The organism is Streptomyces sp. B5E4 (assembly GCF_039871555.1).
Classification (GTDB): Bacteria; Actinomycetota; Actinomycetes; order Streptomycetales; family Streptomycetaceae; genus Streptomyces.
In genome coordinates, this window is sequence record NZ_JBDPMI010000004.1 from 143,422 (window position 1) to 167,509 (window position 24,088).

The following is a 24,088-nucleotide window of genomic DNA, read 5'->3' on the forward strand; positions in this document are numbered from 1 at the left end:
CATGAAGGGCGGCGTGGGCAGGAGGGCGTCCAGGACCGCGGGCCTCGCAGACCCTCACCCGAAGCCCCGAACGCAATCCCAGCATGACACTAGCTGTGAACTGAGTCCATGCATTTCTCGCAAGAGTGTCGATACACGCTACGCTGGTGTGCTGAATGGTGCGGAAGGCGAAGGAGCTGCGCGGCGTGGACGCGGATTCGTACGCGGAGATGTACAGGCCCGGCCCGGGTGATCTGGTCGACGGACGCTACGAGCTGACGGAATCACTCGGCAAGGGCGGGATGGCCCATGTCTGGCGCGCCCGCGAGGTCGCCCCGGACCGCGCGGCTCCCGCGGGCCGTGAGGTCGCGGTGAAGTTCCTGCGCCACGACTCCGAGGACCTGTACGCCCTGGACCCGGAGGACAGGGCGGCCGAACTCGCCGTCAGGAACGCCCGGTTCCGGCGTGAGGCCACACTTCTGGGCACGCTCGACCACCCGGGCATCACGGAGCTGTACGGCAGCGGAGCACACCGGGGTGTGCCGTACATCGCCATGCGCCTGGTGACCGGGGTGAGCCTGCGGACCTTCCTCGACGAGCACACGCCGCTGCCGCCGATGACGGCGATCGCCGTCGCCGTGCAGGTGGCGGAGGCACTGGCCTGCGCGCACACGTTGCCCGTCGTGCACCGGGACCTCAAGCCCCCCAACATCATGATCAACGACGAAGGGGCCGTCGTCCTCATCGACTTCGGCATCGCCAAGCCGCTGCGGGCCGACGCCACCCGGTACACGGCGCACGGCTCCACCCTGGGCACCCGCGGCTACCTGGCCCCCGAACAGCTTCTGGAGCGCGAGCCCACCGCGCGTACCGACGTGTACTGCTTCGGCTGCGTCTTCTACGAACTGCTCACCGGACGCCCGCCGTTCCCGCTCGGCGCGGACTCCGGTCTGACCGAGAGGCATCTCTACGAGGAGCCGCTGCCGCCGAGTGTGTACGCCGCGGGCATCCCCGAGGCGATCGACGACCTGGTGGTCCGCATGCTCGCCAAGCAGCCCGGACAGCGTCCGCCCGTCGACGAGGTCCTGGCCGTCCTCGCCCCCCTCGGCCCCCGGCCCGGCGACCCCGAGCCCCGGCCGCGCACCCGCCCCGACCCCACCGCCCCGCTTCGCCGGCCCCCGGACCGGGCTCCGCGCCCGCACCGGACGCCCGCGGTGCCGGCTGTCACGCCCCCGGCGGCAGGCGAGGAGGAATGGCTGGACGCCGGTGAGGTGGAACTGCTCTGCACCCGGGCCGAGTCGGAGATCGCTGCCGGCGAACCGGGGGACGCGGCCGGCCGGCTGCGCGAACTGGCGGAGCGGGCACGCGGGGAGTGGGGAGCACGCCGCCCGCTGGTGCGCCGCGTGTGGCGGGGAGCAGCGGACGGGCTCCGGCTGGCCGGCGACTTCGGCTCCGCCGCCCGTCTCTACCAGGGCATAGACGACGCCCTCCTGCACGGCGACGGCCCGGCCGAGCGGGCGGAGCGTACGGAGATCCGGCTGCGCCGGGCCGAATGCCGCCTCGCCTTCGGTGAGCTGGACGCCGCCATCGACGCCGTCGACGCCGCGGGGCGTACGGCCGCGGGCCTACCGCGTGAGCTCGCCGTACAGGTCGAGTCCGTGCGGCGCGAGGTCGACGGCCAGCTCTCGGCCCGGCTCGCGGACGCGGACGGCCAAGGCGTGCCGGGGGCCTGACCGCACGGCGGGGCGTCGTGACACGCCTCACCTCGCCGCACAGCCCCGGCCCCTCGGGCGCGCTACTCCCCGCCCGCGAGCCGCCCGGCCGCCAGTTCGTCGCCGAGGTCGTGGACGAGGTCCGCACCGAGTTCGGCGGTGCGCCGCGCCAACTGTTCGAAGGCGGCGAGCTCGCGGAACGCCGCACCGTAGCGCTGCTGCTCGCGGAGCGGCACCTGGCGGACCTGGAGGCGCCGGACATCGATGCGGGAGGAGCTCGTCGTATGCGTCCCGGCCTGCCGGACGTTGGCCGGGGCGCGCAGCGAACCGGCCAGGAACCAGGCGTCGAGCTGCTCGGACTGCACCCGCACAGCGTGCAGCTGGGGGCCCAGGGCGGTCGGCGGCCCTTCGTGGACCCAGGCGGAGAACGCCCGCGCCACCCCCACCACCACGATGTCTCCTGGTTCGGCGATCACGGCCTCGGGCACCGCGGGGTCGTCGGCGGCGAGGCTTCCCCTTGGTTCGCCGCCCGTCAGAAGGTCGGGAACCGTCAGGAGCGGAATGTCCCCTGCGGACGGCGGCCCGGTATGGACCGCCCCCTCCGGTGGCTGCTGGCCGCCGCGCAGGGTGAGCGCCCCCGCCCGCGCCAGCTCGGCGACGGTGGTCGCCGCCGGCGAGTCCCGTGCGGAAGAGGTCAGTTCGAGCGACGCGAGCAGCCGGGCCGACTTGGTCACCCTGGCGGCGAGGTCCTTGAACTCCGACCAGGATTCCGCCAGTCGGGGCGCGGTGTCCGCCGGGGACGGGGTGATGTGGCGTCCCGGAGTGAGGTCGACCTCGTCGTCGAGGAGCTCGATGACGGGTACGCGTCGTACGAAGGGAGAGACCTGGGCCGGATCCGTCGGCCCGACGGCCTCGCGCACGAAGTCGCCGATCGCCGTCCAGTCCGGAGCCCACTCGCGGCCCGGGTCCCGGGGAAAGCGGGACACGCCGTCGGCCACGAGTAGGTGGCCTCCCGCGCGTGACTCCTCGCCCGGTACGGGGGCACGCAGCACCCACAGGTGCAGAGAGACGCTGTGCGGCGCGGCGCATCCCGGCGGCAGCGCGACGACGGCCTTCAGCTGTCCGGTGCGCAGCAGCGATCCGCGGATGCGCCGGCCCGCTTTCCGCGCCGCGACGGCCGGGGGCAGCAGCAGCACGGCCGCGCCGCCGGGCCGCAGCCCGGCCAGGCAGTGCTGGACCCACGCGAGTTCGGGTTCGGTACGCGGCGGCAGCCCGTGGCTCCAGCGGGCGTCCGTGGCCAGCTCCTCGTACCCCCAGTCCCGTTCGTTGAACGGCGGGTTGCACAGGACGATGTCGGCGGGGACGTCGGCGAACGGGTCGTCGCGCAGAGAGTCCCCTTCCCGTACGTCGATGCGCGCGGACTCTGTCTCCGATGTGTCCTCGGCGAGGCTCAGGCGGGCTTCGGCGAGTGCCGCGAGTACGGAATCACGGTCAACGCCCAGCAGGGTCGGCGCCCCACCGCCTGCCCCCTCGACCGCCTCGGCCGCGGCCATCAGGAGGTGGCCGGTGCCGCAGGCCGGGTCCATCACCGTGACGCCGCCACCGACGGCCGCGACGCGGGTGGCGAGCTCCGCCATGAGCGCGGCCAGCGGCTCGGGGGTCGTGGCGATCTGCCGTACATGGACGTCCAGCCAGCGCCGCAGCAGAAAGGCGAAGGTCTCCGAGCGTCCTTCGTGCCACCCGAGGTCTACGGCCCGCTCGATCAGCGCCGCCACCTCTTCGGGGAACACGGACTCGCCTACCGTGTGCCGACGGGCGAGCCTCCTGCCCACTTCCGCGACCGCCGCCCCCGTCTCGTCGCGTCCGCCGAGTGCCTCGAACCGGGGCCAGAGCCATTCACGCTCGTCGGACTTCTTGAGCTTCTTGTTCTCGCGCAGCCAGTTCTCGATGTCGGTCAGGGAGAACTGGGGGTTGACGTCCGTGCCGGCGATCCGGGCGGGGAACGACGGATGACGCCGCCGCCAGTTGCTGACGGCGGCCCGCCCGACGCCCGCGAGGCGGGCGATTTCCGCCAGTGACACGGGTACGGCACGGGGCGTGGTCATCTGATCTCCCTGGGTGTTTCTCAGTGAAGGCGGGGTTTCCCTCACCCATAGGCGCGTGATCCGGCCATGTTCTCCCTCCCGCGCGTCGGGCAGATTACTACGCCGGATGAAATTTCATTGACTTTGCTCACAGACTGACCGCACACGGTTGCGGCGCCTTCCTGCTACCTCACTCCGTCGAGGAAGCTGCTCGGCCGCCCGCTGTACGACATGTACAGCGCCTCTCTCGCCCGGGTGCTCGCCACGAACAACAGGCACCGTTCGGCCGCGAGGTCCGTCGCGTTCTGCAGCGGATCGACCTCCGCCGGCGTCACCGCCGGCAGGAACGGGAACGCCGACACGGTCACCCCGGCCACGGCCACGCAGCGGAACTCAAGACCCTTCAGGCTGTGCAGGCTCGACACCCGCACCCCGGCCGCGTCGTCGGACTCCCCGTCCTTGACCCGCACCACCGGCAGCCCGGCCCGGGCGAGCCGGTCGCCTATCCGGGCCGTCTGCGTGTGGAACCGGGCACAGACCGCGATCTCGGACGGCGCGACCCCGGCCGCCACCCACGCGGCCACCCTGCGCACGACGGCGTCCGCCTCGGCCACCTCCGACCCGTGCCCCTCGCACACAGGACGCTCGCCGTGCAGCAGGGACCGGTAGCCGGAGAGCGAATCCGGCGCGTCACCGGTCAGGTCCGCCACCGGCTCCCCGTCCAGCAACGCCCGCGACCAGCGCAGGATCTCCTCCGTGGAGCGGTAATTGAGGCGCAGCCGCGCGCCACGCCCCGCGACGGAGACGCCGAGGGAGCGCAGCGAGACCCGGGAGTCGTAGATCCGCTGGTGCGGGTCGCCGGTGAGGAACAGATCGTCGGGCCCCTCGGGCACCAGGGCCCGCAGCAGCCGCCACTGGGCGGGGTGCAGGTCCTGGGCCTCGTCCACGACCACGTGGTCGTAACCGGGTCCCTCGCCCGGCCTGTCCCGCAGCAGCCGGGCGGCCCTGGCGCACAGCTGTAGCCAGGTGCAGGCGCGGTCACGGGCGAGTTCCTCCTCGAACTGTGTCATCGCCTCCCATAGCCGCGGGCGCTGCCCGGCCGCCAGCCTGCTGCCGCGCCCGCGCCGAAGGCACTTCTCGTACTCCTCACGCGTGCGCAGGTCCTGGGCGAGCAGCACATGCCGGTACTCCTGGGCCAGGAAAGCCTCGTTCCACGGCAGTTCGAGCGTGCGGGCCAGGCGCTGCCAGCGCCGCCGCTCGTCCTTGTCACCGAGGACGTCCCCCGGGTTCCCGTGCAGCTCCCGCACGATGCGGTGGGCGGTGGCGTCGACCGTGGTGACGGTGACCCGGTCGGCGAGCGTCTGGTCGTGGTCGAGGAGCAGAGCGAGCCCGGAGCGCAGCGAGCGGGCGAGCGCGCCGGTGTACGTGGTGAGCAGGACGCGCGTGTCGGGCGAGCGCCCGAGTAGATGCTTGACCCGGTGCAGGGCGACCACGGTCTTGCCGGTGCCGGGCCCGCCGGTGATCTGCGCGGGCCCCGCGTATGCGGGCCGGTAGGCCACCCGCCGCTGGGTGGGATGCAGGAAGATCCGCCACGCGTCGAAGGGCCGGGCGAGGATGTCGGCGAGCTCCTCGGGCCCGGTGACGAGGGCGATCCGGCTGCGTGTACGGCTGACGGCGGCGGCCAACTCGCCCCGGCCCTCCTCGGATTCGTCGACGGCGACCGCCTGCCGCGCCGCGACGAGGTCGCGGTAGATGTCCTCGGGGTCGAACCCCTCCGCGAGCAGCCACAGCGCCTCGAACTGGTCCTCAGGCACAAGCGACCCGAAAGCCTCCAACTGTGCCTTGCCCGTGATGACGCGAGCGGCGCGCAGCGTGACGTCGTCGACACCGAGATGCCGCAGCACGGTGTCCGACCAACGGGCGAAGAGGAGCTTCGGCGCTGGCACGGCCTCCTGGGCGAAGAGGGGTGTGACCTGCTCCATGGCGGTGAGATCACGCACTTCGAGACAGCGGGTCACCGCGTTGACGGAGTACAGCCGCCGCTTGGCCCAGGTGTACGCCTTGTCGTGGGAGACGACATGGACGAAGACGAACACGTCACTGCCGTCGTCGGGCGCGAGCAGCACGATGCGCTGCCCGTCGTCGACCCGGATGGTGCGCATGCGCGGGTCGCGGGAGCCGACCACGGATTCCAGGTGCAGGCCCTTGTCCGCATGCAGTTGGTGGACCGTCAGCTGCTGGAACTTCCCCATCGCCTTGTGGACGCGGGCGCGGGACGGCTTGTCGAGCCGGTCCACACCCTCCCAGAAAGTGTTGGTGATCGCGATCTGTGGCACCCCGTCGCCTCTCCCCTTGAACCAGTAAACAATCGTTGACTGAGTTTACAATCGTCCGCCACGCAATCAATAGCAGGGCTCGCGCGAATCGGGTTGACGGCGAACTGCAGAGTCGGCTACTTTTTTTTCTCGATACCTCATCGAGAGAAAAAACTATCCGAAGAAAGGGGCGCGATGCCCGAGCACCACATCACGGTTGACGCCGAGGTCTTCGCGCGCCTGCAGCGCGAGGCCAAGCCGCTGATCGACACACCCAACAGCGTGCTGCGGCGTTTGCTCGCCCTGGATGAGGCCACGGTCCAGCCGGGCGCGCTCGCCAAGTTGCTAACCGCAGGACTGCTGCAGCCGGGACAGCGGCTGAACTGGCGCCGCCGCAACCTTGGCCAGGAGCACCGCGCACACGTCACCGCCGAGGGAAGCCTCCGCCTGGAGGACGGCAGGGTCTGCGCATCACCGTCCGGCGCATGTGAGGCAGCGACCGGGGCCAAAGCCAATGGTTGGGACGCCTGGCACACGGACGACGGCACTTCCTTGAGCACTCTTCGCGGCAGAGCTTGACCACTTCGACAGGATCGACCACGTGGACTTCACTCAGCGCATGCTCGCGCAGCTCACCCTGCGCCAGCAGCTCACCGACATGCCAGGAGAGAGCTTTGAGCAGCTTATCCACCACCTGCTGAGCCTGCGGCACCCCGACTTCGTGCCCGTGCGCACCCACGGAAATCTCGGCGATATGGGAGCCGACGGGCTCCTTCTGTGGGACCGGGTGCTCTGGGCGTGCTACTCGCCCCAGACCGACGACATCGGCCGGGTCAAGCGCAAGTTCGGCTCCGACCTGGAGAAGGCGCTCGCCAAGCGGCCCGGCGCCTTCGACACGTTTCGCTTCGCGGTCAACGATCTCAAAGGCGTGCACCCGGAGTTGAGCGTGATGATGTCCGAGGCTCAGGAGAAGCTGCGACCGCGCCGGGTGGAGCACTACGGCTGGCACCGATTGTGGAACGACGTCATGCGGCTCGACAGGATCGCCACGGAGGAACTGCTTGGGCGTGAACTGCCGGTCCAGGACAAGACGTACGGCATCGGGCTCACCGATCTGGAGGCGCTGCTTGCCCGGCTCGGAGAGCAGCGGTGCACGTCGGAACCGCTCGCCGCCCTTCCCGAGGTCAACAAGTACAAGATCGAGTGGAACGGCCTGTCCGGTGATGTCCGAGGCGCGCTGATCCAGGGGATCGGACACAGCCACCTCGTCGAGGGGTACTACGCCGGGCTCGGCGCACCGGACGAGGCAGACCGGGTCGCCCAGGGCTTCCGGGTGTACTACGACCAGGTCCGGGCCGACACCGGGGACCAGGACAAGCTGTGGGCCGCGTTGCAGGAGTACATCCTCGGGAACGCCGCGCCAAGCCTGAACTCGATGTACTGCGCCTGGATCGTCATCGCCCACTTCTTCCAACGCTGCGACATCTTCGACGTGCCGCCCGACGGCTGGGCCCCGGGCGTGGCAGGCCGGAGCGCCGCATGATCACCCCGACCAAGGGCATCTCCCCTGACCGCTCTCTGCTGGCCGTCGGTGCGCAGATCCTGCGAGTCCTCGACATGCCGCTGACCGTCACCCAGACCTGGTCGAGGTTCCGCGCCGAACGTGTCCGCCTCGGCCACCACTCGCCGGTCTCCTTCCAGTGGTTCGTCCTCGGGCTCGATCTGCTGTATGCCCTCGATGTGATCGAATTCCGCGACGAGCTGCTGACTCGGAGGCGAGCCGATTCGCCGACCACAAGGAGGGACGATGCTGCGTCGTCTGAGCGCTGACAATCCCCGGTTCCGTACGGTCGAGTTCCGGCGCGGCCTCAACCTTCTGGTCGCCGAGGCGCACCCCGAAGCGACGAAAACGGACAGCCGCAACGGCACCGGCAAGTCCAGCCTGGTGGAGCTGCTGCACTTCGCCCTGGGCGCCCAGGCCGGCAAGGGCAGCCTGCCCGCCCGCACCCGGCTTCGGCACACCTTCTTCACGCTGACGTTGGACTGGCCCGGGCGCGAGGAGCCGGTACGGGTGAGCAGGCGCGGCGCCCAGCAAGGCATCATCCTGACCGATGCCCCGCGTGGCACCGAGGGTGAGGCCGGAGGGCTCTTCGAGATCAGCCACACCCCTGAGATGCCGGTGGCGGAGTGGAGAACACGCATCGAGGCAGACCTCTTCCGGTTACCCGCCGATCACCCCGGCATCTCGGGGCGCGCCCTGCTGTCGCTTCTCGTACGCCGCGTGGGCTCGCACGCCTTCAACGACCCCGTGCGTACCTATCCACAGCAGCCCACCGCCGAGGCCGCAGCCAACCTCGCCTATCTCCTCGGCCTGGACTGGCGGCTCGCCGCCGGCTACCGCGACATCGCCGCGCGGGAGGCGACCCGAAGGCAGCTGCGATCGGCGATGAACGACCCGTCCTGGCACCAGGTCGTCGGTACGACGGCAGACCTGCGCGGCAGGATCATCGTCGCGGAGGGAGACGTGAAGCGACTCAGCGAGCAGATCGCCGCCTTTCGCGTGCTCCCGGCGTACGAGGAACTCCAACTACGGGCAGACGAGTTGGACAAGCGGGTTCGCTCGCTGCCGGAGCAGGACGTCATCGACCGCCGCAACCTGACGGAACTGCGCCGCGCGGTGCACGAGGCGAACGACCCGGACACGGCATACGTGGACGCCGTCTACCGGGAACTGGGTGTCCTTCTTCCGGACCGGGTGCACCGGTCATTCGAGGACGTACGCGGGTTCCACGCCTCCATCGTCCGCAACCGCCGTCGCTACCTCGCCGACGAGATCGAGGAGACGCAGGCCAGACTCGCGGCGCGCGAACACGAGCGCGCCCGCCTCGGTGAAGAGCTCACCGAGACACTGAGCGCGCTGCGCGACGGAGGCGCCCTCGACGGCCTGACGGCACTCCAGCAGTTGCTCGCCCAGAAGCAGGCGACGCTCGAAGCACTGCGCAAGCAGCATGAGACAGCGCAGTTCATGGAGGCCAGCCAGCGGGAGATCACGGCACAGCGTGTCGAACTCCAGGAGGAGCTGGAGCTCGACCTGGAGGAACGCGGTGAGCAGACCCGGGAGGCCACCTGGCTCTTCGCTCGCTTCGCCCGCCGACTCTACGGGCAGGACCGACAGGCTTACCTCACCATCAGCGCCGGCACCAACACCCTCGAGATCTCCGCTCACGTCGACAGCCAGGGCAGCGTCGGCATCAACAAGATGGTGATCTTCTGTCTCGATCTCACTGCCGCAGTGATCGCCCACCGCCACGGCCGCGGGCCGGACTTCCTGGTCCACGACAGTCACCTCTTCGACGGGGTGGACGACCGCCAGGTGACCGAGGCCCTGGCGCTGGCGGCCGAGGTCACCGAAGAGGAGGACCTCCAATATGTCGTGACGTTCAACTCGGACAAGCTGGACCGTGCCCGTCTGGGCGGGTTCAATCCCTCCCCCTACATCATCGAGCCACGCCTGACCGACGCCTACGACGAAGGCGGACTGTTCGGCTTCCGTTTCTGACCCGGCTCTCGCACCTCACCGGCGGCATACGGCCCACACCGTCTTGCCGCCGGGATGGTAGGGGCGTACGCCCCAGTCGCCGGCGAGAGCGTCGACGAGGAGCAGGCCGCGTCCCCGCTCGCCGCCGCAGTCCGGGCGTTGCCGTGCCGGCCACCGGTCACCGCGGGCGTCGGTGACCTCGATCCGCAGTTCGCTTGTGTCCAGGCGGACGTCGAGGCGGGCCTGGCGACCGCGCACCCGGCCGTGCAGGGCGGCGTTCGCGGTCAGCTCGGCGATGAGGACGGCGGCCCTGTCGGCGAGGCCGTCGGCGCCGGGGTCGTCGGGGTCGTCCGGCGGGAGGTGCGCCGCGAGCCAGCGCTCGGCGACGTGGCGGACCTCGTGTGCGCCGCGCCGTGTGGTGACGAAGAGAGTTCTGAGCCTCACCTGACCTGCACACGTGCCTGGTTGAGGACTCACGGTCCCGGTTTCCTGGTTCACCTCACCGAGGGTGACGTACCTGATCTACGGTGGGGAGTGCCCGACACAGTACGGAGAGTGACTGTCCGGCGGTGCGGGCCGGTCGTCCGGTGGGCGGCCGGACGTGTACGGGAGTTGTCCGGTGCCCGCCCGTGACCTGCGCCGAGGGCCACTCGGTAGGCAGAGGATTCGGCTGGCGGTCGATCGGTGGACGGTACGGCGATCCGGCCGGGGCGGGCCGGGGACGGACGGGTGGTACGCGATGGCGGCGGTACGGGGCAGCACGGGCGCCGGGGACCCGGCGGGCTCGGAGGAGGTCGCGGACCTGTTCCGAGCCATCGGCCGCATGGTCAAGGCTGCGCGGGAACGGGCCGGCATGAGCCGGCGGGAGCTCGGACAGGCGGTCGGCTACAGCGAGGAACAGATCTCGTCGATCGAGCGGGGACGGCGGACGCCACAGCCGGATTTTCTGGTGACGGTGGACGAGCTGCTCGGGTGCGGTGGGCTTCTGGCCCTGCTCGGCGAGGATGTGGAGCGGGCGAAGGCGCGGCGGCGGGTGCGGCATCCGGAGTGGTTCCGGGACTATGCGGAGCTGGAGGCGACGGCGGTCGAGCTTCACTACTACGCGTCACTGTCCCTGCCGGGACTGCTGCAGACCGAAGGGCACGCGCGTGCGGTCTTCACCAGTCGGCGACCGTTGCTCGACGAAGAGACCATTGATCAACGGGCGACCGCGCGGATGGCTCGGCAGCAGATCCTGACCCGATGGCCCCCGCCTCTCGTCTCGTTCACCGTCGAGGAGTCGGTGCTCCAACGGCCAACGGGATCGGCAACCGTTCATCGTGAGCAGTTGCGTCGGCTGCTCACGGTGGCACCGCTGCGCAATGTGGAGTTCCAGGTGATGCCCACGGAACGTACGGACCATCCAAGTCTGGGCGGCCCGTTCACCTTGCTCACTCCCCCGGGGAAGTCACAGCTTGCGTACGTGGAGGTCCAGAACATCAGCCGCCTCGTGACGGACCCGGAGGAGGTCCGTATGCTGGCCTCGCGCTACGGCAGCATCCGGGCGCAGGCCCTCACCCCAAGCGAGTCCCTGGCCTTGATCGAGAAGTTGCTGGGAGATCAATGAGAACCGAACAGCCCGTACAGCTCCGGTGGTTCAAGAGCTCGTACAGCAGCGGGGAGGGCGGCGAATGCGTCGAGGTAGCCACCACCTCCACCGCCGTCCACGTGCGGGACTCCAAGGACCGCGGCGGCCCGCAGCTCGTGTTCACGCCTGCAGCGTGGGCCGAGTTCGTCGCCGAGGCAGTGGGGAGTCCGTCCGACTGACCGACTCCGCCTGCGACTTCCTGGTTCAGCCCTCGTGGCGGGGGCCCTGACCCGGCGGTGGATCCAGCACGGTCTGGTACGCGCGGCCGGTCTCGCGAGCCTCCGCCATGCGGTCGTAGATGTCGAGGATGAGGCCCTTGGTGCGGTAGGTGCCGTGGGCTGCCACTTCATCGCTTCTGAGTCGCGAAAAGGTATCCATCACGTAATCCGCGTCAGCACGGCTCAAGCCATACAGGTGGAAGAACGCCGCATCCAGCTCCGCGCGAAGTAGCGCCCGGCGGGCTTCGTTCCAGCGGAACGGACGTCCGTCGATGCCGATTGAAGCGGCGAAGGACTTCAGATCATTTGCGGTATAGGACAGTTCAGCAACTCTGGCGGCCACCCACTCAGCAACAGATACCCTACCGCTCCATGAAAACGGCTCATCGCCCGATTCGGGTGCGGGCACGGGAAGCTGGTAGGCGGTGAAGAATTTCAAGTGAGTACCGCTGAACTTCTGGCGGGCCACGAAGTCGAGTACGTAAGACGACAGCGCAGCCTGAAGCAACGCGGGGTTACCAGCAAGAGGTAGCATCAGTAGCGCGCCGTCGGGAACTGCCGTGCGGCGGAGCGCCGTGTTGATCATGGTGCGGCGATCCGAGCTACGGCAAATGTCCCGCCAGGCCATAAGCCAGTCTTTGTGCCACTCCTTGTCAGCCAGCCGCGTGGCCACCCCAGGCCACATAACTCGGTTCCCCTTCTTGTCCCGCTTCCCTGAATCCACATCGAAATCTGGCGCCCAGTACCGAGGCATCGGCGCGAAGTCCGGGTCATCATGCTGGTCTGGCGTGACCCGGGGCAGCGTCCCCATGTTGGCCTGGGCTTGCGTCTGGCCCTCGTACGTACCCAAGCGATGGTCGAAGTGGTGGAGCATTTTCGCCTCGTACAACGGGAGGTACTTGCTGCCATCGGATGGGTGAGTAAAGACGTTTCCCTTCAGCACCCATCCCCCGCCCTCCAGTTCCTCCCTACGCTTGAACAGCTTGGAGTCTGATGCACTATTAAACAATCCCTGGCGAAACCTCAGTTGCCACGTATTGATCTCGCCTCGACCATCATCGTCCGCCTCCTTCAAGAGGATCGGAACACGTCGATAAATACGAAACGTGATCTCCGCATCGCGCCGCGACTCGAACACTGGGAGGTTGCCAGTATTGGGGTTTACCAGCAGAATCTCGTAAACGGGCATGGCAAACCGGCGCTCCGGGAGGTCATCCATGTACTGGGTGCCGAACGCGAAAGACGCCTCACCCACCTGCTCCCCCCGGCCGGTGACGGTCAGCAACGAGAACCGGACGCGGTGGTCAACGTCCCGGCTGAGAACGAACGCCTCGTTCTTGAAATCCAGGAACGAGACGAGCCGCTTCGAGCGGACCAGGTCAGAAAAGAACGGCGCCGTCGTAGCATCGGTAGCAATGCCCGTTTGCAAGACGAGCCCGAACCGCCCTCGCTGACCGATTCCGTGTGACGCCGCCTCGGCAAAGAGCGGATAGGTGTTCAGCTTGCCGCGCGCGGCCAGCGGGTAGCGGCCGGACCAGCGGGCAAGGTGCGAGTACCCGTCGGACAGGCGCTTGTCCGCGATGTACTGCTTGTGCAGCTCACGATCCGCCTCCTCATCGCTGGCGAGAAGCTCGTCGATCAGCGCTTGTCGCGCTGCCTGGTTCGACGCCTTGGCGATCCCCGGCGCACTCGTGGCGAAGTACTCCTCCGTCTTGAACTCCAGGGTCTCCCAAGGCGGGTTCCCCAGCACACAGCTGAACCCACCCTTCCACCCGGTGCGTTCGTCCACCCCCGGCGCCTCCGGATCCGCCGGCACCCGGAACACCTCCGGGAACTCCAGATGCCAGTGGAAGAAGCGGAACTCCTCCCGCAGCCGCTTCACCTTCGCCGCCGTGCCCGCCGGCAGGCTCCCCTCCCCGTCGGCGGAGTGCAGCGCGAGCAGGGAGTCCGTGGTGAGCGCGGGCGGGAGGGTCTCGTCCGCCTGTCTGGTCCCGTCCGTCCGCTCGGTCTTCTCCCAGACGAACGCCGCGCACCACGCGTCGGCGAGTTCCAGGGCTCGCAGGTAGTCCTTGGAGGTGGTGAGCTCGTGGTACGCGCGGGCCTGCCCCCGGACGTCCTCCAGCTCCTCGGACGGCGCCTCCGTAATGCCCGAAGTCACCCTGCTGATCGCCGCGTTGGAGATGTCCAGCGCGTGCTGCTCCGAGAACAGGGCGTCCTGGCTCGCGCGGTGCCGCAGCGCGGCCAGCCACCGCTCTCGCTCACTCGCGTTGCGGGCCTTCAGGTTTCGGACGGCCTTGGACTCGTCGCCTTCAAGGACCTTGAACGCCTCGTCCGGCAGACCGCCGGCGAGGAGCTTCGGTGTCGTGCCGAGGAGTCCGTTGCCGTGCTTGATGTGCGCGTCGAGGAACGTGAGCGGGCGGCCCGGCTTCATGGCCTCGATCCACAGGGAGACCTTGGCGAGTTCCACGGCCAGCGGGTTGAGGTCGACGCCGTACACGCAGCGCGAGATGACCTCGCGCAGGGCACTGCGCACATCCTCGGCGCCCGGCTCCGGATCGTCGGTCTCGACCTCCGCGAGCCGGCGGGCGATGCGGCGGGCCGCCGCGACCAGGAAGTGGCCGCTGCCGCAGGCCGGATCGCACACGGTCAGGGCCAGCAGTGCCGCCTTGCGCTCCTCCTTTGTCGTGCCCGAGCGGACGGCCCGCTCGATGACGGGGTCGAGGGCGGAGTCGAGGAGGCAGTCGATGAGCGGCGAGGGCGTGTAGTAGGAGCCGGAGGTCTTGCGGTCGTTGCCGTCCAGCTTCTTCAGGACGTACGAGCCGTCGTCGTCCTGGCGGGGTTCCAGTTCGAGCAGCGACTCGTAGACCGAGCCGAGTTCGTCCGCGCCCAGGTGCCGGTAGTCGACCTTGCGGGGCCTGCCGAGCTTGGCGTCGTAGATGACGGCGAGGGCGCGCACCGCCTCGTACAGGGACTCGTTGGAGAGGGCAAAACCCGCAAGCCTCCCGTCCACGTCGGTGGGTTCGAAGAGGCCGCCGAGTGCGGGCAGGCCCAGTTCGGGACGCCCGCCGGGCTTGCCGAGGCCCTTGATGACGAGGGTGAGGGCCTCCCACTGGTCGCCGTGCGGGCTGCCGTTGAGGCGGGCGAGGCGGCGCAGGCGGTCCGTGGAGAAGTACTTCTCGTAACGGTCGCGCGCGATGTCGTCGGCGTCCGGGTGGAGGAGCAGGCCGCGGTCCTCGGTGACAAAGAGGAAGAGCAGCCGGTAGACGAGCCGCAGCAGGGCGGGGTGGAGGTCGCGGACGGTGAGGGCGCGGGTGCGCAGGGACTCCCGCAGCTCCGCGTTGTCGGGGTGGGCGATGAAGCCGGAGCCGATCACGGTGAGGGCCTTCTCGACGCCCTTGCGGAGCTCCTTGAGAGCGCGGGTGCCGGAGTCGATGGCCTCGGTGCGCCACTTCTCCAGCGGGCAGGACGCGGCGGGGTCACCCTCGAAGCGGGTGCGGTGCAGCAGCCGCCACAGGAGGACGAAGTCGTCGGTGCGATTGCCTTCGAAGATCGCCTGAAGGTCGAACTCGACGAACGCGGCGCCGGTCAGCGACGCGGACTCGCGCAGCAGCCGCAGCTGGCGGCCGTTGGACAGGACACCCCACAGGGCCTTGTCGCCGGAGCGGTTGAGGTACTCCTGGACCATGGACTGCGGGGCCTGTGGCGCCACGTGGGGGGTGCGGGTGTCCAGCGGGACGTTCCAGCCGGTGAGATGCATGGGCAGGTGCGCCCACGCATGGCTGACCGGGAAGTCCTTCGTGTCGTCGTGGGCGGGCAGGCCGGGCGCCGGCACAGCGGCCAGCGTGCCGAACCCGAGCTGCTCGAACAGGGGCAGCAGCCAGCGTTCGGTGGTGAGCCCCACCGCGTGCACACCGGTGTCGTCGTCCGCCCCGTCCCGCGCGAGGGCGTCCTGGTAGGCGGCCCAGACGCCGCACAGATAACCCCACGAGCGCTCGGCGGCGTCCCGTACGGACTCGCCCTTGGCGAACAGCCGGTAGTCGGCGGGCTTCGCGCCGGACGGCTCCTTGCCCTCCTTGATGCGGATGAGGAGGTCGTACGGCAGCAGTCCGCCGACGGTGGCGACGGTGTCGGTGACCAGGGTCCTCGCGGTGCTCATGCGTCGGCTCCCAGCTCGATCGTGGCGGCCGGGCGGTAGAGGAAGACACCGAGGACGTCGGGGTCGCCCTGCGGGGCGGCCTTCAGGCCGGCGAGGCGGGCCCTGGCGGCGGTGCGGACCCGGTGGTGCGAAGCCTCCAGTTCCTTGGCGGCCGCCTTGGAGCGCAGTCGCAGTTCGTCCATCAGACCGCTGCCAAGGGCGGCGAGGATCGACGCGATGTGGTCGGCGGCGAAGCCCGGGTCGGAGTTGCCGGTGGCGCGTGCCTCCAGGAGGGCCAGGGCCTCCCCGTCGGGCAGCCACTGGGGCGCCTCGGGTCTGCCGTGGAAGGCCACCACCCGCGCGTCCTCGGCGAGCTGGGTACGTACGCTGCCGTCGCGGGTGGGCAGGTTCAGCTGGAAGCGGTGCCGTAGGAGGAGCATCGTGGTGGGCCGTCGTACGGCGCCCGTACGGATCACGCCGCAGCGGCGGGCCGGGCGCTGCCAGGCGGGGAACTTCTCGTCCAGGGCGGTGTCCAGGACGAAGCGGGCGGTCGCGGCCACCACCGGGTCGGTACGGGTGAGCGCCACCTCGCCCCGTGGGGCGCTCGGCGCGTCATGGAAGACGACAGGGCGCGGATGGCGGGGGCCGAGCGCCGCGGTCACGGCGTCGCGCAGGCCCTGCGGAAGGGCGTCGGTGTGCGCGGTGAACCCGCCCTGCTTGCGGTCCGCGGGCACCCCGCGCAGCGCGCCGAGCGCGCGCCGGGTGAACTCCCTGACCTCCTCGCCGGTGCCGAGCGCGGCGCGGATCTCGGCGACCTCGGCGGCCACATCCTCCTTCTTGATCCGGTTCTGGGCGTAGAGGGACCGGGACGCCTTCTCGCGCTCGGCGGAGGATTCCCAGGCGAGCTCCAACTGCTCGGCGACGAGCAGCTGTTCGCTCTCGAACAGCCCCTCCTGCTCGAAGGAAGGGGTCTCGCCGCGCAGGATCAGCTCTTCGAAGACCGCCTGCATGGCGCTGTCCGCCTGCTGCGGCACCGGGACGGAGATGCCGGTGGCGCGGCGGATGCGCTCGTGCTTGCGCAGCAGCACCTTCAGGACGATGTCGTCGACCGGGTTGTCCGCCCCGTACAGGGTGAGGGCCTTCACGTTGTCGGTGCGCTGCCCGAAGCGGTCGACCCGGCCTTCGCGCTGCTCGTGGCGGGTCGGATTCCAGGCCAGGTCGTAGTGGATGACGGCGTCGAAGGACTCCTGGAGATTGACACCCTCGGACAGGCAGTCGGTGGCCACCAGGACGCGCCGCTCGGGTGCCGGCTCGCCGTTCTCGTCCGTGCCGGTGAGTTCGGCGATCCGGTTCAGGCGCATGTCGGGCGAGAGCTTGCCGGTGACGGACGCGACCGCGACCGGATGCTCGGTGCCCTTCTTGTTGAGCACCTTCTTCAGATGGCCGGCGACGTAGTCGGACGTGGCGATGTAGCGGCAGAACACGATCGGCCGGTAGCCGGAGTCGAGGAGGTCGGTGACCGTCGCCACCAGCTTCTTCAGCTTGGTGTCGCGGGTGGGCCCGGCGAGTTTGCCCGCAGCCTCGGCCATGGCGACAAGGCGGGCCTTCTCGTCGTCGTCGATCGCGGCACCGGTGATCGCGTCGTCGGGGTCCGCGGGGTCCGCTGCGGCGGCCGGCGGGGTCGGGGTGGGCAGCAGGCTGCCCGGGACCTCGTCGGCGGACTCCGCACTTTCGGTGTCGGCCGGGTCCGAGACGGTCGACTGCCCGGTGCGGTCCACCTCGTCGGGGGTGTCCGCCTCCTGAACACCGGCCCTGGTGTTCAGGGACCGTACGGCGGCGGCGGGAGAGGAGGACAGGGTGCGCAGCAGCGCCAGCGTCGACCACCAGCGCTGCCTTTGCTGCAGCGCCCCGTCGGCGGAGCGCACCGTCTCCCGGGCGTACGCAAGGACCTCGGCGAGCAGGGCGCGGTAGTCGCGGTGCAGGGTGTAGGAGACCTCGGCGCTGTCCCGGCTGGAGGGGAAGTGCGCGCCGTCCTGGAAGTCCTCACGGATGTCGGCCCGGCGGCGCTGCACGAAGAACTGGGCGAGCAGGTCACGGCCCGCGCGGGTTTCGAAGCCCACAGTGGCGAGGCGGGCGTCGAGCAGCCCGAGCAGCCTTCGGAAGGGCTCCTCCTTGCCGCTGTGCGGGGTCGCGGTGACCAGGAGGAGGTGGCGGCCCGGGTCGTCGGCGAGCGCGCGCAGCAGTCCGTACCGCTGCTGCGAGGTGCGCGCCGAGACCTGCGCCGTGGAGTCCGCCACACAGGTGTGTGCCTCGTCGACGATCACCAGGTCGGGGCAGTTGCGCTCGAAGTCCTCGCGGTGACGGGGCGACTTGATGAAGTCTGTCGACACGATGTAGAAGCCTTCCGGCCGGAACACCGACTGCCCGTACGGCGTCTCGCGCAACAGACGGCCGATCGTGGCGGGCAGTACCAGACGTGCGTCGATACCGAACTTGCCCCGCAGCTCGGCCCGCCACTGTTCGGCGAGCGCCGGGGAGCACAGCACGACCAGACCGCGGGCGTCGCCCTGGGCGAGCAGTTCGGCCACGATGAGACCGGCCTCGACGGTCTTCCCGATGCCCACGTCGTCGGCGATCAGCAACCGCACCGTGTCCTGGCGAAGCGCCATCATCAGCGGCACCAGCTGGTACGGACGCGGGTCCACGGCGATCGAGGCGAGGGACCGGAAGGGCCCGGCCCCGGCCCGGAACCCGATCCGCAGGGCGGTGCGCAGCAGTCCGGCGGTGTGCTGGTCGCCGAGATCACCGGGCGTGGGCGGGGCGAACGTGGCGGGCACCACAGTCTCCAGGCCGGGCAGCACCCCCGCGATGTCGACGTCGGCGCCGCCCAGCGGGCGCAGCACGAGAAGGTCGTCGGTGGAATCGGGCAGCACCACCCATTCACGGCCCCGGGCGTGGACGAGGGAGCCGACAGCATGCTTCGGGGCCGACGCTGCGGTGGTCATACGGGCCTTCCGGATGAGTACGGGCGGGCGGACTTGACATATATACGGAGTGCACTGAGGGGGGTCAACGGACCGCGGGGCCCGTAGGCCGATGCTCCTGGCAAGGGTGTCCGACCGCAGGTCAGCGACGAGGTTCGCCGAACACTTGAGGGTACTCGCCAACCTTCTTGGACCAGTCGTCGTCGTAGCGGACGCGGACCACTTCCCAGCCGAAGTCCTTCAGCCGTTCCTCCGCCTCCTCGTCGCGCAGCACGATGTCGTCGTGGTCGTGGTGCGGGCCATCGACAAAGACCGCGATCGGGCCGAACCCGGTGTCGTACACGAAGTCCGGCTTGGACAGCGCCTCGCGCACCTTGATCTGCTGATGGTCCGGGAGCCGGTGGCCGTGCGACCTCAGGTATTCGACGAAGCGCTCCTCCAGGGTGGAGTCGGCGCCCTGCCGCAGCGCGTCGGCGTGCTCGTCGCGCGACCGGCCCGGGGTGGACTCGCCGACGCTGCCGCCCGCGAACGCCTGGAGCAGGTCACGCACCAGCTTCCGGTCGATGACGCGGTGGTGGCGCTGATTGCCGAAGGAGAGCAGACAGTCGTAACAGCCCTTCTCGCACGGGTCGCCGTTGGTCTTCTCGTCACCGCGGTCACGCCCCAGCTGGTCGAAGTGGGCGATCTCCAGAGCCTTGCGCGCGGCGCGGGCCAGCGCACCGGGCTCGGCCTGCAGACGACGCAGCACGCCCGCGCCGCCCTCCGCGCTCTCGATGAAAAGGAGCCGCTCACGCGGTCCGTCGTACGGCGGCAGCTCCTCGGTGTCTAGTTCGGCGTCCTCCAGTTGGAACTCGGCCTCGATGCCCCGCTCCAGGGCGTACTGGAGGGTGACGGCGGTGTCCCGGTCGACCGGCTCGGCGAGCTGGAGAACGAGGATGTTCCGGGTGTCCTGCACGTACGGGATCACCGGCATCTTGCGGTTGGCCTTCTCGGCGTCCGCAAGCCCTTCTTGTTCCTGCGGGGTCTCCCGGCCGCCCTTCTTGGCCGCACCGCCCGCGAGCCACTCTCCCGTCACCGGGTCCATCCAGAAGCCGATCTCGCCCTTGGCGACGGAGCGGCGGTAGCCGAGATTGGTGAGCCGGACCGTGGCACTGTCGCCGTACGCCAGCTCGGCGAGGGCGCGGCCGGACACGGTCTGCGCCATGGCCCGCAGTGATCCGTCGCGGCCGTCCTCGTGCCTTTTGAAGCGGTAGGAGATCTCCACCTTGTAGCCGGTGCGCTGGCGCTCCTCCTCGTCGGAGGAGATCCGGTCGCGGCGGTGCGTGAAGACTGTGTGCAGGTGCAGCAGACCCGTGCGCGCGTCACCGAGGCCGCTGCCACAGCCCCCGCAGATGTCCTCGCGCTGCTCCTCCGGGGACAGATAGCCGCAGCACCCGCAGACCTTCGCGCTCTCGGTGGTCAGCTCACCCGCGGTGTCCGGCGGAAGCTGCACCCGGTCCACCTTGTAGCGGCTGCCCTCGTGATAGATCAGCGCACCGGGCCCGAACTCCCTGATCGCGATGAACCTGGAACGCTGCAGATAGTCGCCGTCGTAGCCGCCGCGGCTGGTGCGGCCGGTTCCCGGGATGTAGGCGGCGAGCGGCAGGCGGGGGAAGGAGTAGCCCGGCAGGAAACCCTCGGAGGCGAAGTAGCGGTACGGGAAGAAGTCCGACATCACGGTCCGCTCGCCGCCCTGCTCGTTGCGCAGCAGCGCGAGCTGGCTCTCGGCCTGGGCGCGGCGGCGCTTGGCCTGGTCCTTGGAGCGCCCCGTGGCGGTGCGGTTGAGAATGTTGCGATGCTGGATCTCGCGCTCTTCGAGGGCCCGCCTGAAGAGATTCCGCCAGCGATCGCAGGCCCTGCGGAAGCTGCCCGGCGCGGCCTCGACCGTCTGCTCCAGCCACTGCTCGTGCCACCAGGACGTGGCACGCAGCAGGTCGCCACAGCCGTCCAGGACGGTACGCGCCCGCGCCAGGGCGCGGCGCCGGGCGCCCGGTTCGTCAATGGCGCCGGCCACCGATGACGCCAGTTCCAGCGACGGTTTGTCGCCGTCGGACTCGATCAGCCTGGCCATGCTGGCGCCGAGATCGAGGCGGGTCTCGGCGAGCCAGATCGCGTGCACATGAGAGGCGAGCAGATCCTCGTTGGCCAGGTCGAGCCGGGGCGGGGCGACGGCACCGGACACCATCTGCGCGCGCCGGGTGAAGTAGTACTGGTCGTGGCTGTTACCGGTCGCGCAGTACGTGGTGACGAGCGCGGGCTGCCCGCTGCGGCCCGCGCGGCCCGAGCGCTGTGCGTAGTTGGCGGGAGTAGGCGGCACGTTGCGCAGGTTGACCGCGTTGAGGCGCTTGATGTCGACGCCGAGTTCCATCGTCGGCGAGCAGTACAGGAGGGGAAGCCGGGTGCCCTCGCCGAACAGGTCCTCGCGCTCCTGGCGGACGTCGGGGTGGACCTGGGCGGTGTGCTCGGCGGCGTGCAGACCGGCGAAGGTGGCGGCGATGTCCTGGTAGAGGCGCTTGAAGAAGGCGTTGATGCGGGGGCCGCGCTCGTCGCGGTAGGTTCGGCGCAGGCGGTCTACGGCGCCGTGGTCGTCGTCGCGGGCGTGCCAGCGGATGACCGTGTGGTTGATCCGGTAGCCGGGCTCCTCCTCCCGCCCCTGGGAGACCTCGGTCAGGACTCCTCCGTCCGCCAGGACCCGGAGCAGGTCGCGGATAACGATCTGGGCCTCGTCGAGGGAGAGTCCCTGTCCCCAGTCGGGGAAGGTGGTGTCCTTGCGGACGTGGCGGCCGAACGCGGTGCGTCCGGTGAGGTTCAGCTCGCTGCGGCCGCGCCCGGTGCGGCCGGGGCGGCCGGCCCGCGCCACGGCGAACTTGGCCGGAGGCGGCGGCGCCTCCGTGTCGGCGATCCCCCATGCGTCGTTGAGCCGCGCCGACTCCTTGCGGAGCTCGGCGAACTTGGCCTCGGTGAAGTAGGGCGTGTCCACGGCCCGTTGGCGGCGCAGCTCGTCCATGAGGACTTTGGACAGCCGGTGGCGCCTCTCGGGGGTGGCCGTGCGTAGCGGCTCCGCGGTGCCCTTCCACCGGTCCTCGTCACCGGCGATGGCGTCAAGACCCCCGTACTCCAGACCGAGCAGCCCGGTTTGCTCCAAGTTGGGCATGGTGACGCGCCAGCCGCGTTCCAGGTCGAGGAAGAGGCGGTACTCGGCCACCGCGGCCAGTGCCTCAAGCGTGCCCTCGGCGAGCTCCTCGATCTCGGTGGGCTTGGCCGCGTACTCGTGCGGGGAGAGCCCCATCGCCGCCACCACTTCCTCGCCGAGCCGCTTCCAGCGCAGCCCCTTGTCGCCGGCCGCGGCCATCGCCCGGTACAGGGCACCGCGCAGCTGCGTGACCATGACGAAGTCGTTGAAGTGCCCCGACTGCAGGCTCGCGTCCTGCCGGTTGTCGACGAAGGTGAGCAACTTCCGTGCGTCCTGCTTGAGTTCGCTCTCGGGAATGCTCTTGAGGTGACGCACGATCGAGGCGCTGATGACGGAGGTGGCGGTCGAGCGGCCCTCCTGGTCGAGGGTCATCAGCTTGGCGAAGTCGCGCTCCCTGACCTGCTCGTACCCGACACCGCACTCCAGGCAGAAGAGAAAAGGGGCAGGCAGGTACGCCGCGTAGAGGCCACCGTTCGCCTTACCCCCACCGGACCCGTCCGGGCGTACCCACACCGGCTGCGGCGCCCGCTTCCTGCGGCTCGCGGTGAGCACCGGGGCACCCTTGCGCTCGTCGAAGGTAAGCCAGCTGTCGGGAAAACGCCGCTGCTCGATGGCGTCACCGACCTGCTCCGGCCACGGATTCGCGGCCGAAATGTACAGGTACCCTTGCTCGTCGTCCTCGTCCTCGCGCGTGCGGAAGGAAAGACTGCCGTCGTCCCGCTCGTCGCGGGCCACCATCAGGTACTCCTGTCCACATTCGCGGCAGAAGGACAGCGGCAGCAGCAGCTTCTCGGGGGCGTTCGGGACGCGCTGCTGGTAGGTGCGGGTGATATGGCGGTCGCTCGCTCCCTCCAGGGAGACGTAGACGGACCCCCCCTTGGACAGGAACTGGTGCAGCCTGAAGGCGAACAGCGGACGTTCCCCCTCCTGGCTGCGGGCGGACGCGCCCGCCTGGAGGGTGGCCCGGATGGCCTCCGCGCAAGCCTCGTACCAACGCTCTCCGGGCTCGTCCTCCGCGATGCCGAACGCCTCGGAGCGCAGGCGGAGAGCGGCCGCCTCAACGGTGACTGGGTCGGCGCGGACCAGGAGCTTGCTGCCGTCCTCGTCCTCGGTCTCGACCAGGCCGAAGGTGGTCTCGATCCAGCGGGCCAGCGGATCGGCGGCCAGCCGCCCGTACTCGGCCGGAGGGTTGTTCTCCCTTACCCGCGCGGCGAGTTCGGACGACGTGGGTACGGCGTCCCCGGTCGCCCGCACCAGGGTCTCACCCACCACCCGCTCCGGGGAGATCTCCGTGTCGAAGAGGGTCGAGGCGACGCGAGCGACCTCACGGCGCCGCGCGGCGGGTGTGCCCCCCGTGGCCATCGTCGCAGACGTACCCACGCACTGCAGACCCGGCGACTGGCATGCCTCGCGTACGCGCCGCACCAACATGGCGACGTCGGCGCCCTGCCGCCCCCGATAGGTGTGCAGTTCGTCGAGGACAAGGAAGCGCAGCCCTTTGGCCGCACCGATGAGCTTCTCGCGCTCCTTCGGCCGGGTGAGCATCAGCTCCAGCATCACGTAGTTGGTGAGCAGGATGTCGGGCTGGGACTCGCGGATGGCCTCCTTCTTGTCCTCCCTCTCCTGACCGGTATAACGGGCATAGGTGACCGGCTCGCTCCCCTCCCCGTATCCGGCGGTGAGGAATTTCGCCAACTCCCGCTCCTGGCTGTTGGCGAGGGCATTCATGGGGTAGACGATGATCGCCTTGATGCCGGGCGCAGCGCCGGCCTCCTTCTCGCGCAGTACCCGGTCGACGATCGGCACGATGTAGCCGAGGCTCTTGCCGGAGCCGGTGCCTGTCGTCAGAACGTACGATTCCCTGGAGTCGGCCGCCTCGATCGCCTCCAGCTGGTGCTTGTGGAAATGGATCGGGCGGACGGTGGCGCCGCGCTCGTCCTTGCCCGTACGGAAGATGTCCGCACACGCCGGGTGAAGCAGTCCCCCCGGCCGCGCGAGATCTTCGACCGAATCGCCGGGCGCGAAGCTCGGGTTGAGGGAGAGATAAGGATCGGGCCACTGGTCTCCGTCGGCAAGCGACTTCGACACCTTGGCGTCGATGCGCCGGTCGTCGATCACCACCGACCCGGACGTGTACGCCTTGTAGTCCTGGATGAGCCGCTGGTGCACCTTGAAGACGTCCACGTGTTCCCCACTTGTTCCCGACGCGGTCCGGAGCAACGGTAGCCACCCGCCGGCCGCGGTGCGCCACACTCCCCTTGATC

Annotated in this window: 13 protein-coding genes; 7 read left to right on the plus strand and 6 right to left on the minus strand. The window is 69.8% G+C overall.

Annotated features, from left to right (window positions below; translation table 11 throughout):
• The first annotated feature begins 155 nt into the window (after positions 1–155).
• Complete coding sequence (locus tag ABGA99_RS07805) at positions 156–1,712, plus strand: serine/threonine-protein kinase (protein ID WP_347582386.1); 1,557 nt, start codon at positions 156–158, stop codon at positions 1,710–1,712.
• A gap of 62 nt (positions 1,713–1,774) precedes the next feature.
• On the opposite strand, the gene ABGA99_RS07810 is transcribed toward ABGA99_RS07805, so the two are convergent.
• Together ABGA99_RS07810 and ABGA99_RS07815 are read right to left on the minus strand one after the other, a co-directional pair.
• Positions 1,775–3,796 (minus strand): N-6 DNA methylase, encoded by a 2,022-nt coding sequence (locus ABGA99_RS07810; RefSeq protein ID WP_347582387.1) that lies wholly within the window; start codon positions 3,794–3,796, stop codon positions 1,775–1,777.
• 164 nt (positions 3,797–3,960) lie between these two features.
• A complete protein-coding gene (locus ABGA99_RS07815; protein ID WP_347582388.1) occupies positions 3,961–6,111 on the minus strand; it encodes a UvrD-helicase domain-containing protein in 2,151 nt (716 codons plus the stop codon).
• Positions 6,112–6,285: 174 nt separating this feature from the next.
• Here ABGA99_RS07815 and ABGA99_RS07820 point away from each other — a divergent pair, with 174 nt between their 5' ends.
• Genes ABGA99_RS07820 through ABGA99_RS07835 form a run of 4 tightly spaced genes read left to right on the plus strand, consistent with a single transcriptional unit; the run spans position 6,286 to position 9,649 of the window.
• The gene (locus ABGA99_RS07820; RefSeq protein WP_347582389.1) at positions 6,286–6,669 is read left to right on the plus strand and encodes a hypothetical protein; all 384 of its coding nucleotides are present in this window, start codon (positions 6,286–6,288) and stop codon (positions 6,667–6,669) included.
• A 40-nt stretch (positions 6,670–6,709) separates the two neighbouring features.
• Complete coding sequence (locus ABGA99_RS07825; RefSeq protein WP_347576575.1) at positions 6,710–7,633, plus strand: ABC-three component system protein; 924 nt, start codon at positions 6,710–6,712, stop codon at positions 7,631–7,633.
• Positions 7,630–7,920 (plus strand): ABC-three component system middle component 6, encoded by a 291-nt coding sequence (locus ABGA99_RS07830; protein ID WP_347582390.1) that lies wholly within the window; start codon positions 7,630–7,632, stop codon positions 7,918–7,920. The genes ABGA99_RS07825 and ABGA99_RS07830 overlap by 4 nt, the downstream gene beginning before the upstream one ends.
• A complete protein-coding gene (locus ABGA99_RS07835; protein ID WP_347582391.1) occupies positions 7,898–9,649 on the plus strand; it encodes an ABC-three component system protein in 1,752 nt (583 codons plus the stop codon). Before ABGA99_RS07830 ends, ABGA99_RS07835 begins: the two co-directional genes overlap by 23 nt.
• A gap of 15 nt (positions 9,650–9,664) precedes the next feature.
• On the opposite strand, the gene ABGA99_RS07840 is transcribed toward ABGA99_RS07835, so the two are convergent.
• Positions 9,665–10,072, minus strand: a complete 408-nt coding sequence (locus ABGA99_RS07840; protein ID WP_347582392.1) for an ATP-binding protein — start codon at positions 10,070–10,072, stop codon at positions 9,665–9,667.
• A gap of 295 nt (positions 10,073–10,367) precedes the next feature.
• Between ABGA99_RS07840 and ABGA99_RS07845 the strand changes: the two genes are divergently transcribed.
• Both ABGA99_RS07845 and ABGA99_RS07850 read left to right on the plus strand, forming a co-directional pair.
• Positions 10,368–11,234: a helix-turn-helix transcriptional regulator gene (locus tag ABGA99_RS07845; RefSeq protein WP_347576579.1), complete on the plus strand. Its 867-nt coding sequence runs from the start codon at positions 10,368–10,370 to the stop codon at positions 11,232–11,234.
• Positions 11,231–11,434, plus strand: coding sequence for a DUF397 domain-containing protein (locus ABGA99_RS07850; protein ID WP_347582393.1), 204 nt, complete (start codon positions 11,231–11,233; stop codon positions 11,432–11,434). Before ABGA99_RS07845 ends, ABGA99_RS07850 begins: the two co-directional genes overlap by 4 nt.
• A 25-nt stretch (positions 11,435–11,459) precedes the next feature.
• Here the strand turns inward: ABGA99_RS07850 and ABGA99_RS07855 are convergent, their stop codons facing one another.
• From ABGA99_RS07855 to ABGA99_RS07865, 3 genes are all read right to left on the minus strand, one after another.
• On the minus strand, positions 11,460–15,629 hold the full coding sequence (locus ABGA99_RS07855; protein WP_347582394.1) for a DNA methyltransferase: 4,170 nt from the start codon (positions 15,627–15,629) through the stop codon (positions 11,460–11,462).
• The gene (locus tag ABGA99_RS07860; RefSeq protein ID WP_347582395.1) at positions 15,626–18,613 is read right to left on the minus strand and encodes a helicase-related protein; all 2,988 of its coding nucleotides are present in this window, start codon (positions 18,611–18,613) and stop codon (positions 15,626–15,628) included. The genes ABGA99_RS07855 and ABGA99_RS07860 overlap by 4 nt, the downstream gene beginning before the upstream one ends.
• A 121-nt stretch (positions 18,614–18,734) precedes the next feature.
• Positions 18,735–24,008 carry a DEAD/DEAH box helicase gene (locus ABGA99_RS07865; protein ID WP_347582396.1) on the minus strand — a complete coding sequence of 1,758 codons (5,274 nt, stop codon included), beginning with the start codon at positions 24,006–24,008 and terminating at the stop codon, positions 18,735–18,737.
• Positions 24,009–24,088 lie beyond the last annotated feature (80 nt).

Excerpts from the sequence above, each read along its gene's own strand:
- ABGA99_RS07835 (WP_347582391.1), top strand. The coding sequence starts at position 7,898 with ATGCTGCGTCGTCTGAGCGCTGACAATCCCCGGTTCCGTACGGTCGAG.
- ABGA99_RS07860 (WP_347582395.1), bottom strand. The coding sequence starts at position 18,613 with ATGACCACCGCAGCGTCGGCCCCGAAGCATGCTGTCGGCTCCCTCGTC.
- ABGA99_RS07830 (WP_347582390.1), top strand. The coding sequence starts at position 7,630 with ATGATCACCCCGACCAAGGGCATCTCCCCTGACCGCTCTCTGCTGGCC.
- ABGA99_RS07820 (WP_347582389.1), top strand. The coding sequence starts at position 6,286 with ATGCCCGAGCACCACATCACGGTTGACGCCGAGGTCTTCGCGCGCCTG.
- ABGA99_RS07850 (WP_347582393.1), top strand. The coding sequence starts at position 11,231 with ATGAGAACCGAACAGCCCGTACAGCTCCGGTGGTTCAAGAGCTCGTAC.
- ABGA99_RS07855 (WP_347582394.1), bottom strand. The coding sequence starts at position 15,629 with ATGAGCACCGCGAGGACCCTGGTCACCGACACCGTCGCCACCGTCGGC.
- ABGA99_RS07825 (WP_347576575.1), top strand. The coding sequence starts at position 6,710 with ATGCTCGCGCAGCTCACCCTGCGCCAGCAGCTCACCGACATGCCAGGA.
- ABGA99_RS07845 (WP_347576579.1), top strand. The coding sequence starts at position 10,368 with ATGGCGGCGGTACGGGGCAGCACGGGCGCCGGGGACCCGGCGGGCTCG.
- ABGA99_RS07805 (WP_347582386.1), top strand. The coding sequence starts at position 156 with ATGGTGCGGAAGGCGAAGGAGCTGCGCGGCGTGGACGCGGATTCGTAC.
- ABGA99_RS07810 (WP_347582387.1), bottom strand. The coding sequence starts at position 3,796 with ATGACCACGCCCCGTGCCGTACCCGTGTCACTGGCGGAAATCGCCCGC.